Origin of the sequence: Rhodococcus sp. 14-2483-1-1 (assembly GCF_002259335.1) — a bacterium.
Lineage (GTDB): Bacteria > Actinomycetota > Actinomycetes > Mycobacteriales > Mycobacteriaceae > Rhodococcoides.
This window is the reverse complement of sequence record NZ_NPFX01000006.1, coordinates 113,652-131,912: the sequence shown is the minus strand read 5'-3', so window position 1 is coordinate 131,912 and position 18,261 is coordinate 113,652. Positions and strand designations below refer to the sequence as shown.

Genomic DNA, 18,261 nt, shown 5'->3' with positions numbered 1-18,261 from the left:
CTGTCTCATGGCGACGTCGACCACTGAAACACCCGCCGCAGTGGATGCGGGAATGATCTTCCGAAAAGTATTGGGCCACTTGCCTACCGGTGTTGTCGTCATTGCGTCGGATGGCCCATCCGGTCGGACCGGGATCGCGGTGAACTCGTTCACGGCGGTCTCACTCGACCCGGCACTCGTCTCGATCTGCGTAGCGCGCACCTCGACCACCTGGCCGGCCATCAGAGCGGCAGGCCGGTTCTGCATCAGCATTCTCGCCGACCATCACGAACAGGCGTCACGCCAGTTCTCGGCACGCAACACCGATCGTTTCGCAGGCACGAGCTGGCACGACCAGTCGGCTGGCCCGGCCCTGGACGACGCGGTGGCCTGGCTCAACTGCGAGATGTACGCCGAATACGCGGCAGGCGATCACACGATCGTCGTGGCCCGAGTACACAGTCTCAGCGCGGCCGAGGACGGCAGCGCTCTGGTCTTCTTCCGCGGCCGGTACGGACGTTTCGTCCCCAACCCCCAACCCCCAACGAAAGGTGCAACACCATGAAGCTTCTCTTCTTCGACGATTTCAAACTCGGAGCCCTCCACGGCGGCAACGTGATCGACCTCAGTGGCGAAGTCAAGGACATCCCGGCGGCGCATCCGCAGGACGTCATCCGCGGCGTCATCGAGGGCTGGGCCACCTACCGCGAACGCCTCGAAGCCGCAGTGGCCGCAGGTGACGGAATTCCGTTGAGCGCAGTACGCATTCGTCCGCCGATCCCTCGGCCGTCGAACATCGACTGCATGGCGCGCAACTACATGGAGAACGGCACCCTGCCCGAGCGGCCGCCGATCAACGGATTCGCGAAGTCTCCCAATTCGATCATCGGACACGGCGACACCATGGTGTTGCCCGACGTCGCAGCAACGATCTTCGAGGGCGAGGCGGAGCTGGCCATCATCATCGGCAAGCGCGCGCACAACGTCTCGGCAGCCGATGCATACGACCACATCTTCGGCTACACCAATCTGATCGACGGATCGGCACGCGGAATCCCGCCGCGGGAGAACGCTTTCTACCAGATGAAGTCCCGGGAGACCTTCTGCCCGATCGGCCCGTACCTGGTGACCGCCGACGAGGTGCCGAACCCGCAGAACTTGCCCGTCACGCTGTGGAACAACGAAGAGATCAAGCAGGAGTTCGACACCGACGACATGGCATACAGCATTGCCGAGTCCGTCGAGTTCGTCTCGCACATGCACGCCCTCGAGCCCGGCGACATCATCGCCACCGGAACCAATCATCGTGGACTGCATGCCTTTCAGGACGGCGACCGCATCGACTTGCAAGTGGGCGACCTCGGCCGGCTCAGCGTCACCATCAGCGACGAGCTGCACCGCACCTGGGGACGTCAGACCCGCCACGAATGGACCGAAGCGGGAAACAAGGGTCGGACTCCGCCTCAGCTGAGCGGACGCTACGCCCCCACAGCCGAATGACCGCCCGATGAAAGTGCTTCGCGTGCACGAGACCCTCGGCGATTCCGAGACGTACGGAGGAATCGACGCGGGCGATGCCTTCCTGCCGCACCGCGACTCACGCGTCAAGGGTCCGGCGAATGTCGTTCCGGCAACGGCTTTCTGGCTCACCCGAGCTCGGATGGCCGACGTCCCCGCCCCCACCTCGCTCGGGTCGCACGCCGTTGTGGTGCTCTCGGGCGAGGTGCGCGTGGACGTACGCGACCGCAGCCCGGCTGTGCTGACCGCAGGCGACCTGGTGTTCGCGAGCGTCGCCAGTCCCGAGACCATGACGATGACCTGGGACGGCTTCGCATGGTTGCTCTACCTCGCGCTGGACGACTGGCTGCCCGAGGCAGGCGACAACGGAGCCCGACCCGACCCGAACATCCGGCAGGGCCGGCCGTCACTGACGTGGATCTACGACGACGGTGGAACCTCTCGGACCGAGCCACTGCGCTGGCCGAGTGATCTGGCTCCGGTACCGCCGGTCGAACAGTGGCCACGCTCGCTCGGAGCATTCGTCACCCGCCGCGATTACGGCGAGGACGGGTACGTGCCGGGCGTCTGGCACAACGGACCCAGGCCACAGCTGGGCGTCACACTCAACGGCAGGGCCGAGAACGAGACCGGGGACGGAACGGTGACCTCGCCGGTGGCCGGAGACATCGCCTACATCGACGACGTGACCGGAGCAGGCCACGTCACGCGCGGTCTCGGCGATCGATGGATGCTGTTCGTTACAGTCGATCCAGAACACCTGCGTTTCGTACCGGAGAAGTAAGTCCCTCGCCGAGGAGGAGGCCCGACGTGCCGATCGCTGCGTCACCCGTGGAGTTCTCCACCGTCGGGCTCCCCTCCGTCGAGCGAATACGACGCTGGGAGGGGCACAACTCCGAGGTGCTCATCGGACTGAGATGCCGCAGCCTCGACGGCGGGTCCCTCGAAGCCACCGAGACCAACGTCCAGGTCGGATCGGTGGGCCTGGCGCGCGTCGTCGGAACCTCCCATGTCGTCGAGCGAGATGCCGAGCTGATTCGGCGCCGGCCGTCGGACTCGGTGGTGCTGTACTTCAGCCTGGTCGGCGATGCGTTCTTCTACTCGGAGGACGGAGTGCGCACCGTCGGCCCCGGCCAGGTTCTGCTGTGCGATGCCGACAAAGCCTTCATGCGCGGGTTCTCCCGCGGCCTCGAGGAACTCGTCGTCAAGATCCCGCGCGGGGTCTACTCCGACGTCACCGGCGATGACTCGCTCGCGGCCCCGAAAGTCTTCGACTTCTCGGCGAACGGCAACGTGCACGCCGCCGCCCTGGCCGCTCGCGTGAGCCGCGCGATGCGCGCCGACGGGCCGGCGGCGCCCGACGAGCGGACGATCCTCGAACTGGTCTCCGTCCTGACCGGTGGAACGCGCAGCGACGTCGGGCAGGCGCATCGCGCGGCCGCCCACTCCTACATCGAGCGCCGTCTGACCGACGCGTCGTTGTCTGCCACCGACGTCTCCGACGCCATCGGAATCAGTGCCCGGCACCTGTCCCGAGTCTTCGCCGCCGACGGCACCAGCGTGCCCAAGTACATCCTCGAGCGGCGACTCGCTCGTGCCCACACGGTGCTCACCTCGCCGTCGGGACGCTCGACGTCGATTGCCGAGATTGCCGCCTCCTGCGGATTCTCCTCTGCCGCTTACTTTTCCAGTGCCTTCTCGGCGCGGTTCGGAGCCCGAGCATCGGACGTTCGACGCGACGCGGTGGTGCTGCGGTCGGTGCACTAGTTTCGCAATTACGCCACCGTTGCCGATTTGCGCCGACATGATGGTGATCGATGGCCACCCACCGTGTGATGCAGGACACTGGGTTGCAAGACCCGAGATCAACGTCGGGCGCAACGAAGGGTGTGTTCCATGCCGGTGTTCGACGACGGCCAGAAGGCCACAGAGCTGCCCGATTCCTCGGTGGTCGAGACCGACGTTCTCATCGTCGGCTCGGGGCCCGCCGGTGGATCCGCAGCGTTGCTGCTGTCCACTCTCGGGATTCCCAACATCATGATCACCAAGTACCGCTGGACGGCCAACACTCCGCGCGCCCACATCACCAACCAACGAACCATGGAGGTCTTCCGCGACGTCGGTATCGCAGACCAGGTATTGGCCGACGCCACCGAGCACGGGCTCGTCGGCGACACCGTCTTCTGCACCTCGATCGCGGGCGAGGAGATCGGCCGCATCCGCACGTGGGGTACCGGAGCCGACCGAGAAGCGGACTACCAGCTCGCGTCGCCGTGCCTGACCGTCGACATTCCCCAGACGTACCTCGAGCCCATTCTGGTGAGGAACGCGACGATGCGGGGAACCCAGGCCCAGTTCTCCACCGAATACCTTTCGCACGTGCAGGACGCCGACGGGGTCAGTGTCTCGGTGATCGATCGACTCACCGGACACCGCTACACGATCCGTGCCAAGTACCTGATCGGTGCGGACGGAGCGCGGTCCAAGGTGGCCGCGGACATCGACCTTCCGCTCGAAGGCGCAATGGACATCGCCGGGTCGATGAACATCACCTTCAAGGCCGATATCGCCGAGTACGTCGGACACCGACCGTCGGTGCTGTACTGGGTGATTCAGCCCGGATCCAATGTCGGTGGCATCGGTGCCGGTTTGGTTCGCATGGTTCGGCCGTGGAACGAGTGGCTCGTGGTCTGGGGATTCGACATCGCACAGCCGCCACCGGTGGTCGACGAGGCGGCCGCCATCGAGATCGTTCGGAGCCTGCTGGGCATGCCGGACCTCGACGTCGAGATCACCGGAACATCGTTGTGGGGCAACAACGAAATGTACGCCACGCATCTGCAGAAGGGGCGGGTGTTCTGCGCGGGCGACGCCATCCACCGACATCCGCCGAGCAACGGGCTCGGCTCGAACACCTCGATCCAGGATTCCTACAATCTCGCGTGGAAGATCGCCGCGGTGCTGAAGGGTCAGGCAGGCGAGGCGTTGCTCGATACCTACACCGCCGAGCGTGCCCCGGTGGCCGAGCGAATCGTCAAGCGTGCCAACCGCTCCGGTCGTGAGTTCGCAGACCTGTTTCACGCCCTCGGGGTCACCGACGCCAAGACCGAGGAGGAGATGGTCGAACGCATCGAAGAGCGTAAGGCCAACACGCCTGCGGGCGCGGCGAAACGGGCCGCGCTGGTGAAGGCGATGGAGATCAAGAACTACGAGTTCAACGCCCACGGAGTCGAATTGGGCCAGTTCTACACGTCCTCGGCCGTCGTGCCCGACGGGGTTCTGCCCGAGGCGGTACGAGATCCGGACCTGTACTACCAGGTCTCCACCGTGCCGGGATCGCACCTGCCGCACGCCTGGGTGGGCGACAACATGCACAAGTTCGCGATGATGGATCTCGCGCCCTACGACCGCTTCACGCTCATCACGGGAGTGGCCGGATCGGATTGGGAGTCGGCGGCGGACAAGATCGGTCACGAGTTGGGTGTGGCCGTCGAGGTCGTCGTCATCGGGCCCGGACGCGATGTCACCGACCTGTACTTCGACTGGTCTCGGCTCCGTGAGGTGACCGAGAGCGGTGCATTGTTGGTCCGCCCCGACAAGCACATCTGCTGGCGTGCACACGAACTCGCGGCAGACCCCGAGGACGCCCTGCGGCAGGCATTGACGGCGGTCCTGTCGCGATGACCTACGACTTCGCCTACGAGGCGAACCCGATGCGGGTGCGATTCGGCGCGGGCTCGCTGTCGGCTCTGGCCGACGAGCTCGATCACCTCGGTCTGCGGCGCGTCCTCGTTCTCTGCTCGCCGAGCCAGAAGGGCACAGCCGAACGTATTGCCTCGATGCTCGGAGACCGATGTGTGGGCGTACGGGCCGACGCCGTGATGCACGTGCCGTCGGAGGTGGCGAAAAGATCCAGCGCCGAGGCCCTTTCCCTCGGGGCCGACGGCTGCATCACCGTCGGCGGCGGCTCCTCGATCGGCCTCGGCAAGGCCATCGCCCTCGTGCACGGGCTGCCGATCGTGGCCGTTCCCACCACGTACGCCGGATCGGAGATGACCCCGGTGTGGGGTCTGACGACCGACGGACGCAAGGAAACAGGTCGCGACATCAGGGTGCTGCCACGCAGTGTCGTCTACGACCCCGAGCTGACGACCGGCCTTCCGGTCGACATCTCCGTCACGAGTGGAATCAACGCCGTGGCGCACGCCGTCGAAGCGCTGTATGCACCCGACATCAGCCCCATCGTCGCGCTGATGGCCGAGGACGGGGTGCGCGCGCTCGCAACCTCGTTGCCGGCGATCGTGGCCGATCACCTCGATCCGCAGGCGCGCAGCGATGCCCTCTACGGTGCCTGGTTGTGCGGCGCCACTCTCGGTGCCACCACGATGTCGTTGCACCACAAGCTGTGTCACTCGCTCGGCGGTACCTTGAACCTGCCGCACGCGCCGACCCACACGGTGGTGTTGCCGCACGTGTTGGCCTTCAATCAGTCGGCTGCACCCAGTGCAGTGTCGGCGCTCTCGCGTGCTCTTCCCGGTTCCGGGGACCCGGCAACCCGGTTGTGGGACCTGTGTCGCGGACTCGGAGCGCCGCGCTCTCTGGCCGAATTGGGTATGAAGGAGAAAGACATCGACCGAATCGCCGACGACGTGACGAGCAGATCGTACGGAAACCCGCGGCCCGTCACCCGTGAGGCCGCCACAGCCATTCTGCGAGCAGCGTGGGCCGGCGACCAGCCGACCGACATCGGACAGTGAGAGAGACCATGACCGAGCAGACCATGACCGGACAAGCACAGGATGCCGTCGAAGAGCGGTTGGTGGAGAACGTACTTCGCTCGTTCGACGACTGCACCGACCCCCGGTTGAAGCAAGTGATGACCTCGCTGGTGCAGCATCTGCACGGATTCATTCGCGACGTGCGACTGACCGAAGCGGAGTGGAACAACGCCATCGGATTTCTGACCGAGGTCGGTCATATCACCGACGACCGCCGACAGGAATTCATCTTGCTCTCCGACGTCCTCGGCGCATCGATGCAGACGATCAACGTGAACAACCCCGCCTACGAGGACGCGACCGAAGCGACCGTGTTCGGCCCGTTCTTCGTCGACGACGCACCGCGTATCGAGAACGGTGGTGATGCATCGGGAGGTGCTGCAGGACAACCGTGCTGGGTCGAGGGAACCGTACGCGACACCGACGGCTCACCGATTCCCGGTGCACGCATCGAAATCTGGGAAGCCGACGAGGACGGGTTCTACGACGTTCAGTACGACGATGCGCGCGTCGGCGGTCGAGCGCATCTCTACAGCGACGACGACGGGCACTACCGATTCTGGGCGCTGACTCCGACTCCGTATCCGATTCCCCACGACGGGCCGGTCGGACGAATGCTGGCTGCGACCGGTCGCTCGCCGATGCGGGCGTCGCACCTGCACTTCATGGTGACGGCACCGGGGATGCGCACGCTGGTGACGCATATCTTCGTCAGCGGTGACGACCTGCTGAACAGCGACACCGTGTTCGGAGTGAAGGAATCCCTGATCAAGGACTTCGTCGAGCAGCCGTCGGGAACACCGACTCCCGACGGTCGCGACGTCGGCGACAAGACCTGGGCCAGAGCCGACTTCGACATCGTGCTCGCACCTGTCGGCGAGTCCTGACGCGTCAGTGTTCGACCGACCGACCGGCAGTGATCGAGTCGACGAACGGAGTCAGCAGCAGCGCAAAATCATCGGCAGCAGCAGCAATATCGTGCGGGGGCTCGGGGATGTAGCTCAATGCCAGACGGACAATCGCCCTGCTGATGACGTCTGCCTGCCGCGGGCTCGCGCCTACCCAGCCGCGTTGGAAGGTATTCGCAAGACGGTCTCCCGCACGCTCGATCAGTACGGCACTGTCGGTGGTGATGAGGCGGAGCAGATCCTCGGGGGCGTCGCCACCGTGCAGTGATCGCACAAGGGGATCCAGTGCACTCAGCTGGAAGAACGACGAGAAACCCTGGCGCAGGGCAGCACCGGCATCGTCGGGATGCTCGTACAGCGCGGTTTCGCACAGGTCGACGAATATGTCCGTCAATCTGATGGCGTACCCCTGTGCGACACCGCGTCGTGAACCGAATTCGTTGTACAGGCTCTGTCTGCTCAGGCCGGCAGCCTTGGCGATGTGACTCATCGTCACGTTGCGCCAGTTGCGCTCGTGCAACAACTCGCGCAGCGCGTCGAGTGCGGTATCGCGGGCAAGAGTGGACGCGGCTTCACGGTATCGACCGGGGGTCGACGTCTGTTCGGCTGCGGGCATGAACACGACTCTATCGAACGACCGCATGCGGCTGATCCAGCCAATCCTCTCCGAGGAGATCCCGATCGACGCGGTCTCCGCTCGAGATGAGGGATCTGATCTGCCGGATGTCCTTGGGATACCCCACTCCGATAGCTCCGACGAGGGAATCGCCGCGCAGCGCACAGGCGGTGAAGCGGCGGTCCTCGATGGAGCCGCGAACCACGACGTACTCGTCGTCGGCGCTGGTCCACCCCGCGAACTGCAGGTTGACGCCGTGCTGAGTGGACCACCCCCACGGAACGTCGAGATCGCCGACGTCGAGACCGAGGATGGACCGGGCGGCCCGGGTCGCTTGATCGACGGCCCCGTTCCAGTGCTCACTCCGATAGGTGCCGCCGAGAATCGTGTTGGGCACCTCGGCGACGTCACCCGCCGCGTAGATGCCGGCCGCCGATGTTCTCATCTCCGCATCCACCAGGATTCCCGACGCGGTCTCGAGGCCCATATCCGCTCCCAGCTCGATGTTGGCGACCGAGCCGACGGACACCAGAACAGTGCCGGCAGACCATGAGCGTCCGTCCTGAGCGGTGGCACGGAGCGTGCCGTCGGGCAGCTTTTCCAGCTCGGTCACGGAGACGTCGGTGTGAATCGTTATGCCGTTGTCGCCGTGTAGGTCTCGATACATCTGCGAGATCTCGGCCGGTGCGATCCGGCTCAGCGGAGTCGAGGCTGCCTCCAACACCGTGACCTCGGCACCGAGTGACCGGGCCGCTGCCGCCGCCTCGCACCCGATCAGGCCGCCACCGATCACCAGCAGTGATCCTGTTCGGAGAATGTCGGCGTGCAGCGGGGCGACGTCGGCGGCGCTGCGGAGCGTGAACACGTGACCCGAACCCAACCGATCGAGTTGCCGTGCACGAGAACCCGTTGCCAGCAGCAGGGCGTCGTACGGGACCTGATCGCCGTCGTCCAGTTGCACGGCCGAATCGGTGACGGCTGTCGCCGTGACGCCGGTGCGAACGTCGACACTGTCGATGGCGGCACCCAGCTGAACCTGATCGACCGACTTGGTACCCAGCAGCAGCTCCTTGGAGACCGCCGGACGACGATAGGTAGCCTCCTGCTCGTTGCCGATCAGCGTGACGGACCCGGTGAAGCCCTCGGCTCGTAGCACTTTGGCGGCGGTGTACCCGGTGGCACCGGTGCCGACGATCACGACGCGGCCGGGTTGCCGAGTATTCACCCGCGTTCGACCTCGACCATCTCGAAATCGGCCTTGGCAGCGCCACAATCGGGGCACGACCAGTCGTCGGGAATATCGTCCCAGCGCGTGCCTGGCTCGATGCCGTCCTCGGGCCAGCCCAGTTCTTCGTCGTACTCGAATCCACACTGAACGCAGCGGTAGAGCTTCATGCCTTACTCCTGAAGTCGATTTTCTCGCGGACACCACAGTCGGGGCACGGCCAGTCGTCCGGTACCTCGGACCATGCGGTGCCGGCCGGGAAGCCCTCGCGCGGTGCGCCGTTGGACTCGTCGTACACGAACTCGCACACCGGGCACTCGAAGGCAGCCATCACTTCGCTCCGTAGGCAGCGAGGATCTTCTCCCGCTTGGACGGCTGGATGTTGACGCGAGTGATGTCGCCGTCGTAGTGATCGAGAACGCGGTGGTCCATCACCTTGCGCCAGACGGGCGGGAAATAGGCCAGAGAGATCATGCTCGCGTAACCGCTCGGCAAGTTGGGTGCTCCGTCCATGCTTCGCAGCGTCTGGTAGCGCCGAGTGGGGTTGGCGTGGTGATCACTGTGTCGCTGAAGGTGATACAGAAAGATGTTGGTCACGATGTGATCGGAGTTCCAGCTGTGCTCGGGGGTGCATCGTTCGTAACGGCCGTTGTCCTTCTTCTGACGCTGCAAGCCATAGTGTTCGAGGTAGTTGACCGTCTCCAGCAGTGAGAAGCCATAGATTGCCTGAATGACCAAGAACGGCAGCACGATCGGACCGAACACGGCAACGAGAACGGCGTAGAGGACGACGGACATCAGCCATGCGTTGAGCACATCGTTGTGAATACTCCACGTGCTCTTGCCCAGACGCTCCATGCGAGTCTTCTCGAGCTCCCAGGACGACCGCAGACTTCCCCACACGCTACGGGGGAGGAAGGCCCAGAAACTCTCACCGAACTTCGAGCTCGCCGGATCCTCGGGAGTGGCGACGCGAACATGGTGGCCGCGATTGTGTTCGATGTAGAAGTGGCCGTAGAACGTCTGTGCCAGAGTGATTTTCGACAGCCAGCGCTCGAGCTCGTCCTTCTTGTGCCCGAGTTCGTGAGCGGTGTTGATGCCCACACCGCCCATGACGCCGATGCTGATGGCCAGGCCGATCTTCGAGACGAGGCCCAATCCGCCGTCGATGCCGAGCCACGAGAGGTTGTCGGTGGACCAGAGGTAGCAGGCGAACACCAGGCTCGCGAGCTGGAACGGAATGTAGGCATAGGTGCAGTAGCGGTAGTACTTGTCTTCCTCGAGCGCCTTCATCACCTCGTCGGGTGGATTGTCGCCGTCGGGACCGAAGAAGCGGTCGAGAATCGGGAGCAATCCATAGACGAGCAGCGCGCCGATCCACCACCAGACCGGGGCCACCGAATTCCAGCCGAGCTGGTTGAAGGCCCACACGAGACCGGTGGCCAGGAACACCGCCGTGGGCGGAATCAGGCCCATCAGCCAGAGATGTCGCTTGCGGTCGTGCCACTCGTCGACCGGCGTCTGTGCCTGGTCGTCGATGTTCGATGCGGTCATCGTCACTCCTCGTGTAAGTCCGATCACTATGGATTGGACAATACACCGAATTTGTCAGCTTGATGGACAAATCTCAAAATTTGTACAAACTGCCGCTATGGGTGTGGCCACGCCCACAGCGGCACTTTTCGGTCAGATCCAGCTGCTACCTTCCGATTCGTTGTGGTCGGTAACAGTCGGCCATGACATTCGTAGGTCCGTCTGTATCCCGTCGGGGGTACTTCACAACAGGAGTAGCTATGGACGCATTCATCGCCAAGATCATCGTCGACGTCATCCTCGGGCTCATCGGCAGCGGAAGCGCCGAGAGCGGCAGCACTGCAGTGAGCGCATTCCTCGGTTCCTGACGACGGGGGCTGCGCCGGTGCGATACCGGCGCAGCCTGCCCGAGAGTCGAGTCGCGGTGAAGGGGACTCGTTTGTACTCTTGGCCGCGAGACAGGGAGACCGCCACCGCGCCATGAGCAATGACAACGATGACCCGCACGGTGACAGCCGTAGCTCTCGCGGTCGCAGCAGGCACCGACGGCCCAAGAAGACGAATCGACGCATCCTCGGGGGCTTCGGCCTGCTGGTCGTCGGCGCTCTCGGCCTCGGTGCGTGGTTGGCATACACAGTCAACGCCGCGTACACCAACTTGAACCAGGCCAACGAATACGCCCAAGCAGCGAAAACTGCACTGCTGGCAGGAGATACGAGCAAGGCCGAGGACTCCGTCGACGATGCGGTGCGGACCTCGACCCGCGCGAAGGACGCCACCGACTCGCTGATCTGGACTGCTGCTGCGGCAATTCCGTATGTGGGGCAACCGCTGGACGTCGTTTCTCGGATTGCCGACGTCGTGCACGGTCTGACAGTCGACGTGCTGACGCCGGCGGTCGCGGTGGGCACCGCTCTCGACCCGAGTCAGCTGCGCGGACCCGACGGGGCCATCGACATCGGTGCTCTGCGCGACGCCTCGCCGGCGCTGTCTCGGGCCGCCGCCGCGGCCGCCGAGCTCGATGCGCAGTCGCAGGCGATCGGGGAACCGACGTTCATCGCGCAGATCTCCGACGCTCGGACTCGGCTGCAGGATCGAACGCACGAGCTGAACTCTCTGTTGGCGAACACCGACATCGCGGCCGAGGTGCTTCCGGCGATGCTCGGGGCGGACGGCCCGCGCAGTTACTTCATGGCTTTTCAGACACTGTCGGAATCCCGAGGGACCGGCGGACTGATCGGCGGATTCGGGATCGTGCGTGCCGTCGACGGCACGGTGACGGTCGATTCGCTCGCCAGCAATGCCGAGCTCCGGATTCCCTACGACCCGATCGATCTCGGTCCGGACTTCTTCGGTGCCTACGAGACTCGCTTCCAACCGACACAGAATTGGCAGAACAGCAACGTCAGCCCGCATTTCCCGTACGCCGGGCAGATCTGGCAGTCGATGTGGGAGCAGGAGACCGGGGAGCGTGTCGACGGGGCGCTGGCAACCGACCCGGTTGCGCTCGGGTACATCCTCGACGTCGTCGGTCCGATCACGATGAGCGACGGTGAAGTGATCGATGGATCCAACGTCGTACGAGTCACGCAGTCCGACGCCTACTTCCGCTTCGAGAACGACAACTCCGCACGCAAGGCGTACCTCCAGGACATCGCCGCCAGGGTCGTCGCGAAGATGCAGGGCAACATCGCGTCGCCGCGCGCAATTCTCGAAGCACTCGGAAAAGCGGCCAGCGAAGGCCACATCGCCGTATGGAGCGCCGACGCGGCACTGCAATCGATTCTGGGTCCCACCAAAATCGGCCACGAAGTACCGGACAGCCCCGACCCGTACGCCGCACTGGTGGTGAACAACGGTGCGGGCGGCAAGCTCGACTACTACTTACAGCGCAAGGTCACCTACTCCGCGCAGACCTGTGACGGCGCGACGCGGACCACCCATGTGGTCGCAGAGCTCACCAACAATGCGCCCCTGCAGGACTACACCACGTATATCGCAGGCAGACAGAACGATTCGACTCGATACGACGGGCCGCCGGGAACCAATCGATCGGTGGTAGCGCTGTACGCAACTCAGGGTGCAACGTTGACGAACGCGACGATCAACGGCACGCCCCTGTTCCTGCTGACCGCCGCCGAACGCGGCCACCCGGTGTTCTACGTTCCGGTCGTCATCGAACCGGGTAGGACCGAGACCATCGAGTACAACCTCGTCGAACCGAACGTCGACGGCGAGGCCTCGGCACCGGTTCAGCCGCAATCGGTTCCGGTACCGACAGAAGTGGATTTCCCTGACTGCTCGTGATCGCAACGTGGCATGGGAACGGTGGGGCCCATCGGCCCGCGACAACTGCGCGGATACCCGGTCTACCTCGCCTATCTGCGCACGCTGCGAACGGCGGTGCTCGCTGCGGACCCGGGCGCGCGAGTGGTGATGACGCCGGAGTGACGGACCGGGAGGTTCAGGATCGTCCGTCGGACGCGGGATCCCGCCGATAGGCGTCGATAACGGACAACGAGATCCGCGATCAGAGGCGGCCCTCATGGATTGCCAGGATGACCAGAACGACCATAGCAATCGTGAGGATTGCTAAGAGCGCCACGTGGATTGGATGTGTCGAGCCTGGCGGTCGAACCCCGTTCGGACCCCTCATCTGGAGCATGTCACAGACTGTAGGCCACCTTCTCGGATTGTGCACAGGATGAGTGGTACAAACCGCCGCCGCGAATCGACTCGCACACGTGTTCGATAAAGCGTAGGGTTGCGGTCGGCGGGGCTGGGAGGGAAGCCCGGCTCCGCCGCCCGATCTGTGCACAGCTCCCGTGAAGTGGACGGTGATCCGATGGACGACGTAATGCGCAAAGCGAAGGAACTCGAGGCGGTGGTCATCGAGCTCGAGGCGTTGGATCATCGGCGCGTCGGACTGGGGGATCGGCTGGTGGATCTCGAGCACTTCTTCCGGAGAGCCGGGTGCCCCGAACTGTCCCAGCAAGCGCTCGACGCGTTTGTGGTCACATACGCGGGCCGGGTGCTCGAGTTGGCAGACGGTATGCGCGGTTAGCCCCTGCGTCGGGAAGTTCACGACTTCGCAAACCAGGTGGTTTCGTCTGTGGTTGACTTGTCGATCCAGGTCGGGATACGAGGAAAGCTGCTCTTCACAGTGAACAGTCTTCGCCAATGGTGGTCGCTCCCGGTCGACTACGGGTGGAACGTCGCGTACGCACGTTCGCAACGCGGACTGTCCATCACCAGGGTCCTCATCGGACTCTTCTGCTGGCTGTACGGCACTGCCGCGGCGATCGCCCTGACCATTCCGGGGCTCGGAGACAGCACTCTCGGTCGCTGGGCCCTGTGGTTCACCGTGATCACGACATTTCCGGTGGGTTCGGCCTGGTTGGTCGGCGGCTGGCCGAAATGGCAGATGTCGATCGCATTCGTGCTGTACGCCGATACCGTGCTCGCCGCGGTTCTGCTCAGCGTGGACGGGCCGTCGGAGATTCTGCCCATGGCGGCTTTGTTCACCGTCATGGGCAGCTACGTCGTGGGATTTCACGGCCCGAAACTGTTCACCGCACATCACGTGTTCGCGCTGGTGACCACGGCCGCACTCTACGTCTCTGCCCTGGTGGACGGCCGGGAGCAGCGTCTGCAGACCAACCTCTACCTGATCATGCTGATCCTGGTGATGTTCTCGGCACCTCTGATCTGTCACTCGTTCCTCATGCTGCTGCGCCGCGACGCCACCGGCGCGTTCTACGACCCCTTGACCGGAATGCGGAACCGGCGGGGATTCGATGCGGCGATCGGAAATCTGGAGTTTCGATCCGGTTCGGACGCTTCGGTCACCGCAGTGGTGATCGACATCGACAATTTCAAAGCAGTCAACGACAGGTACGGGCACGAGCACGGAGATTCCGTCATACGAACGACCGCGACTCGAATTCTCGAGGCCTTTCCCGCGCCTGCGATCACCGTTCGACTCGGCGGCGAAGAGTTCGCGGTCGTCTGCGTGGACGACCGCGATTCGGTGATCGAACGATCCGAATTACTGCGAATCCGACTGTGTGACAAGACGGATCGATCTCCGCTGACCGCTTCGTTGGGCGTCGCGGAGGCGGTTGTCGAGGCACGGGACATCGAGGCCGACATCAACGATCTGCTGAGCCGTGCCGATCAGGCGATGTACCAGGCGAAAAGGCTGGGCGGCGATCGCGTCGCGCTGTACGTGGACCATTCACTGCCGAGTGGAGCCGTGGACGAACGGCAGTGACGGCGCCGACCGATTCCGAATCCGGAACCGGTCGACGCCGCGAGTGTCTGCTGTTACCTCTAGCGGGCAACCTCGGCTGCGATCGCGGACTGCGTGCCGACGTCGAAGACCGGGTTGGTCAGGTGCACGTCGAGGGTGTTGCCGGGGCCGGCGATGATGGCGTTGAGCACCGAGGTGAACGCGCCACAGTTCTGGAACTGCGGAATCGTGTAGGTGCCCTTGACATGTGAGTCGGTCTGGTTGTTCTGGATCAGATCGATGGCATCGAGCGAACCGGTGAGGTTGGCGGTGGTTTCCGCGGTGACGCAATTGGCACCCGCGGGGATCAGATCGAGTGAGGCCGACCCTGCCGATCCGGTGTCGATACCCAGCGGCTTCACCGAATCGATTCGGATCTTGAAGCTCTGCTGAACATCGAGATCCAAGGTGGGTGCCTCGGCGGGTCCGCCCTGGACGAGGGTGCCGGACACCGGGGTCGCGTCGACGATGGAGATGGTGAACTTCGCCAGCGTTGCCGGGCCGAGCTTGAGGTTGGCGGACGCTTGCGGGAGGGCGAGCGAACCGGTGACCGTGCCGCCGACGAGGTCGACGTCGGTGACCAGGTCGGTCGTCGGGAACACCACCGGCTGACCGGTCTTGGCGATGATCGTCGTCGTGTCTGCCTGGAACGTGATGGGAAGCGTGTCGGCAGCGTTGGCCGGGGCGGCCACCATCGTTGCGAGTGCGACGGACGATGCCAGTGCCGCCATGGTGACGACAGTCTTGTTGCGGATCTTCACGTAGTTTCCTTTTCGAGGATGGGTTGTTTCTCGGACGAGGTCGAGCGTCAGGACAGGGTGAAGGCCGGATTCGGCTGGACCGACAGGCTGTTGACCGTGCAGTTACCGGACATCGGCTGGTTGGTCGACGTCAGAGTGTTGGTCATGTTGTCGAACGAACCGGCCAGGGTTGCCGGTCCGCAGTTGTACCCGACCAGCGAGAAGCCCACGTTGGACACTTCGCCGGTGGTGGCGCTGGTGGGGGTGAGGGTCCAGGGCAGGTTCTTGAGCTGCGGCAGATTGCACAGACGATTGGAACCGCTGATCTTGGCGTCCGTGATCGAAGCCGAGGAGCCGTCGGCGCTGGTGGTGCCGATGAGGTTGATGGAGCAACTCACCGGCACTCCGAACGAGGCCGGTGTGCTCACGACGATTGTTCCGGGTGCAGTGAAGGCGGTGCCGGCAGGCGAGATGGTGGCGGCACCGGCGCTGGCGGCACCGACCGTCGCTCCGGTGATGGCAACGGCGGCGAGTACGGCGGCGAGTGTACGAGAGCGGGTCGGCGGGTTGAGCGTCATCGATCGATCCTCCAAGTCCAGAAGCGGCTCCGGAGCCCTCTCGGGGCAGCCGGTGGCACCGGAGCTCCGGTAGCCAGGAGGGACGTTAGGTCGACGAAACGTATGTCGGAATTGTTTCATTTCAACTCTGTGACAAGTCACAATACGGTCGGTACGTTTGTTGTACGCAATAGTAATGAAACTGGGCTCGAACCTCGAAAGTCCACTCCGTCATGGGTTTTCGGCCCGGTTTATGGTCGTCGACGGGCCCGGGGAGGCATGGTCGCCGGGTACGGTGCCCGTTATCGGAACGTTATGCAAAGTTACCGAAACGAGATAGTTGCGACGTCGTTCGCGACACCTCTGTCGTCCACGATCGTGAGTGCGAAAAGAAACCGACGAAAGTCGGGTTTGAAACACGTATCCACCCCCGCCGGACGGGGGTCGATTTTTCGTGTCAAACTGTGGTGTGACGTTCGCGCTGGCCGAAGCAGGATCCGCAGTCGACACGGACACGGGAGAGTTGACGGTGCAGCCGTATTTCGCCCCGGTCTGTCGGCTGGACAACGGCGCGCTCGCAGCGATCGAAGTGCAGCTGCGTGGGCCCGAGAACGGTCCACTTGCCTCCGCCGATGCACTCAAGCGTGCGGCCAGGGCCATGGACGCCAAGCGTGAGCTCGACGCCCTGGCATGGGGGGTCGCTCGACTCGAGCAGTCGGTGCGATTGCCGATGCTCGTCTCGATGGATGTCGATTCGCTCGCCGCCATCGACTCCGCCACCGAAGAGCAACTTCGCCGCGACATCGTCGTCGTCACCGAAGCGGCGCTCGTGGACAGCCCGGCTCGTACTCTCGCGGCGATCGACAAGGCCCGGCGCGACGGCAAGGTCGTCGCCGTAGACGATGTCGGTCGTCGGCCACAGTCGATGACTCTCCTCCCTCTCATCGAACCGGACGTGATCATCCTGGCGGGAACGATGGTGTCCGCACGTCCCGACCTGTCCACCGCGCGAACCGCCCACGCCGTGTCTGCTCAGGTGGAACGAACGGGAGCGGTTGTCGTCGCCAGCGGCGTCGACACGGCGCTGCATCGAAGCCGCGCGCTCGGACTCGGTGCGACGTACGGGGTGGGCGAGCTGTACCCGGCCGCGCAGTCGACCGACGAGCTTCCGGCCGACGCCGCCGAGGTGATGCCTCCGTTCCCCACCTGGAGCACGCCCGCGGTCGCTCTGGAATCGCCGTACGCCATCGCATCCGCGGGAAAGAACGCCACGCGAAGCACCAAGCGCCTGTTGGTCGCGATGAGCACGTCGCTCGAGATGCAGGCTGCATCGGCAGGGCCGGAAACGTTGGTACTCGGCACTTTTCAGAGGGCCGAACACTTCACTCCCACCAGCCGTGCACGCTGGGTGTCGATGGCCGAGCAGATCTCGTATGCCGGCGTCTACGGGGTCGGGATGGGATACGTGCAAGAGGGCGGCATCGTGCATGCGCCTCTCGATCCGACGGACTCGCTCGTCGAGGAGTGGAACGTGGTGGTGCTCGGACCACACTTCTGCGGAGTGCTCGCTGCCATCGACCTGCACCGTGGTGAGGTCGACGCAGACCGTGAATTCGACTACGTGATGTCGTACGACCGAGCGACCGTAGTCCGTTGTGCGCGTGCAATTCTCGCGCGTTTCTGACATACCCGTGACGGCGCTGCCGGAAGGGATGTTTCGGGCAGCCAGGGCAGGGCATACCGGTCAGCAGGTAATGAAGTAGTCCGGACTGCCGCATTGCTCAGGCCCCGTACGTTGAAAAAGCAGCGTACGGGGTCGACTCAGCTATTACCGTTCGGTCGAGGCTCTGTCCACCAATTCCTGCGCGATATCACGAAGCTTTCGATTGCTGTCCTGCGATCGGTCGACGAGCAGAGCGAACGCCGCATCGGCAGAAATGCGATGTATTGCCATCAACATTCCCTTCGCCTGTTCTATCGGTGCTCGCTGCGAGAGTGCCCTCTGAACATCGTCCGGCAGCCCGAAGTGGGTTACGTGCGCTGCGGTCATGGAAGCATTGTTGCGCAACTTGTTCCGACGCAGGTCAGGCATGATAAGACACACCGAATTCGCGTC

Annotated in this window: 19 protein-coding genes and 1 pseudogene; 12 read left to right on the top strand and 8 right to left on the bottom strand. The window is 64.1% G+C overall.

What is annotated here, in order from left to right; all coding sequences use genetic code 11:
- The first annotated feature begins 7 nt into the window (after window positions 1-7).
- The 7 genes from CH294_RS05670 (at window position 8) to CH294_RS05640 (ending at window position 7,162) form a co-directional block, all read left to right on the top strand.
- The gene (locus CH294_RS05670; RefSeq protein WP_170944596.1) at window positions 8-544 is read left to right on the top strand and encodes a flavin reductase family protein; all 537 of its coding nucleotides are present in this window, start codon (window positions 8-10) and stop codon (window positions 542-544) included.
- A complete protein-coding gene (locus CH294_RS05665; protein WP_037193889.1) occupies window positions 541-1,479 on the top strand; it encodes a fumarylacetoacetate hydrolase family protein in 939 nt (312 codons plus the stop codon). Before CH294_RS05670 ends, CH294_RS05665 begins: the two co-directional genes overlap by 4 nt.
- Window positions 1,480-1,486: 7 nt before the next feature.
- Window positions 1,487-2,281, top strand: coding sequence for a hypothetical protein (locus CH294_RS05660; protein WP_094737257.1), 795 nt, complete (start codon window positions 1,487-1,489; stop codon window positions 2,279-2,281).
- A 26-nt stretch (window positions 2,282-2,307) separates the two neighbouring features.
- A complete protein-coding gene (locus CH294_RS05655) occupies window positions 2,308-3,264 on the top strand; it encodes a helix-turn-helix domain-containing protein (RefSeq protein ID WP_170944595.1) in 957 nt (318 codons plus the stop codon).
- 129 nt (window positions 3,265-3,393) lie between these two features.
- Complete coding sequence (locus CH294_RS05650) at window positions 3,394-5,181, top strand: FAD-dependent monooxygenase (protein WP_094737255.1); 1,788 nt, start codon at window positions 3,394-3,396, stop codon at window positions 5,179-5,181.
- Window positions 5,178-6,254, top strand: coding sequence for a maleylacetate reductase (locus CH294_RS05645; RefSeq protein WP_094737254.1), 1,077 nt, complete (start codon window positions 5,178-5,180; stop codon window positions 6,252-6,254). The genes CH294_RS05650 and CH294_RS05645 overlap by 4 nt, the downstream gene beginning before the upstream one ends.
- 8 nt (window positions 6,255-6,262) lie before the next feature.
- Window positions 6,263-7,162 (top strand): dioxygenase, encoded by a 900-nt coding sequence (locus CH294_RS05640; protein ID WP_094737253.1) that lies wholly within the window; start codon window positions 6,263-6,265, stop codon window positions 7,160-7,162.
- Between the two features lie 4 nt (window positions 7,163-7,166).
- Here CH294_RS05640 and CH294_RS05635 read toward each other — a convergent pair whose 3' ends face one another.
- The 5 genes from CH294_RS05635 to CH294_RS05615 are packed head-to-tail and all read right to left on the bottom strand — an operon-like array spanning window position 7,167 to window position 10,578.
- The gene (locus CH294_RS05635) at window positions 7,167-7,799 is read right to left on the bottom strand and encodes a TetR family transcriptional regulator (RefSeq protein WP_094737362.1); all 633 of its coding nucleotides are present in this window, start codon (window positions 7,797-7,799) and stop codon (window positions 7,167-7,169) included.
- A gap of 10 nt (window positions 7,800-7,809) precedes the next feature.
- Entirely contained in the window at window positions 7,810-9,024 is a 1,215-nt protein-coding gene (locus CH294_RS05630) for an FAD-dependent oxidoreductase (protein ID WP_094737252.1), read from the bottom strand.
- The gene (locus CH294_RS05625; RefSeq protein ID WP_027495558.1) at window positions 9,021-9,194 is read right to left on the bottom strand and encodes a rubredoxin; all 174 of its coding nucleotides are present in this window, start codon (window positions 9,192-9,194) and stop codon (window positions 9,021-9,023) included. Before CH294_RS05625 ends, CH294_RS05630 begins: the two co-directional genes overlap by 4 nt.
- Entirely contained in the window at window positions 9,191-9,355 is a 165-nt protein-coding gene (locus CH294_RS05620; RefSeq protein WP_032405486.1) for a rubredoxin, read from the bottom strand. The genes CH294_RS05625 and CH294_RS05620 overlap by 4 nt, the downstream gene beginning before the upstream one ends.
- Window positions 9,355-10,578, bottom strand: a complete 1,224-nt coding sequence (locus CH294_RS05615) for an alkane 1-monooxygenase (protein WP_094737361.1) — start codon at window positions 10,576-10,578, stop codon at window positions 9,355-9,357. Before CH294_RS05615 ends, CH294_RS05620 begins: the two co-directional genes overlap by 1 nt.
- A 459-nt stretch (window positions 10,579-11,037) precedes the next feature.
- Here CH294_RS05615 and CH294_RS05610 point away from each other — a divergent pair, with 459 nt between their 5' ends.
- The 4 genes from CH294_RS05610 to CH294_RS05600 all read left to right on the top strand — a co-directional run bounded on the left by CH294_RS05610 (window position 11,038) and on the right by CH294_RS05600 (window position 14,830).
- Complete coding sequence (locus CH294_RS05610) at window positions 11,038-12,864, top strand: DUF4012 domain-containing protein (RefSeq protein WP_094737251.1); 1,827 nt, start codon at window positions 11,038-11,040, stop codon at window positions 12,862-12,864.
- Between the two features lie 12 nt (window positions 12,865-12,876).
- Entirely contained in the window at window positions 12,877-13,008 is a 132-nt protein-coding gene (locus CH294_RS27975; RefSeq protein ID WP_256983538.1) for a hypothetical protein, read from the top strand.
- A gap of 394 nt (window positions 13,009-13,402) precedes the next feature.
- A complete protein-coding gene (locus CH294_RS05605) occupies window positions 13,403-13,621 on the top strand; it encodes a hypothetical protein (protein WP_032376460.1) in 219 nt (72 codons plus the stop codon).
- 48 nt (window positions 13,622-13,669) lie between these two features.
- Window positions 13,670-14,830 carry a GGDEF domain-containing protein gene (locus tag CH294_RS05600; protein WP_094737250.1) on the top strand — a complete coding sequence of 387 codons (1,161 nt, stop codon included), beginning with the start codon at window positions 13,670-13,672 and terminating at the stop codon, window positions 14,828-14,830.
- Between the two features lie 59 nt (window positions 14,831-14,889).
- On the opposite strand, the gene CH294_RS05595 is transcribed toward CH294_RS05600, so the two are convergent.
- Window positions 14,890-15,609 (bottom strand): hypothetical protein, encoded by a 720-nt coding sequence (locus CH294_RS05595; protein ID WP_094737249.1) that lies wholly within the window; start codon window positions 15,607-15,609, stop codon window positions 14,890-14,892.
- 47 nt (window positions 15,610-15,656) lie between these two features.
- On the bottom strand, window positions 15,657-16,166 hold the full coding sequence (gene praA / locus CH294_RS05590) for an alkane oxidation protein activator PraA (RefSeq protein WP_032405490.1): 510 nt from the start codon (window positions 16,164-16,166) through the stop codon (window positions 15,657-15,659).
- A gap of 448 nt (window positions 16,167-16,614) precedes the next feature.
- On the opposite strand from praA, the gene CH294_RS05585 reads away from it, so the two are divergent.
- A complete protein-coding gene (locus tag CH294_RS05585; RefSeq protein ID WP_032405491.1) occupies window positions 16,615-17,829 on the top strand; it encodes an EAL domain-containing protein in 1,215 nt (404 codons plus the stop codon).
- A gap of 144 nt (window positions 17,830-17,973) precedes the next feature.
- Here the strand turns inward: CH294_RS05585 and CH294_RS05580 are convergent.
- Window positions 17,974-18,156: pseudogene (locus CH294_RS05580) on the bottom strand (ANTAR domain-containing protein); the annotation flags it as partial.
- Window positions 18,157-18,261 lie beyond the last annotated feature (105 nt).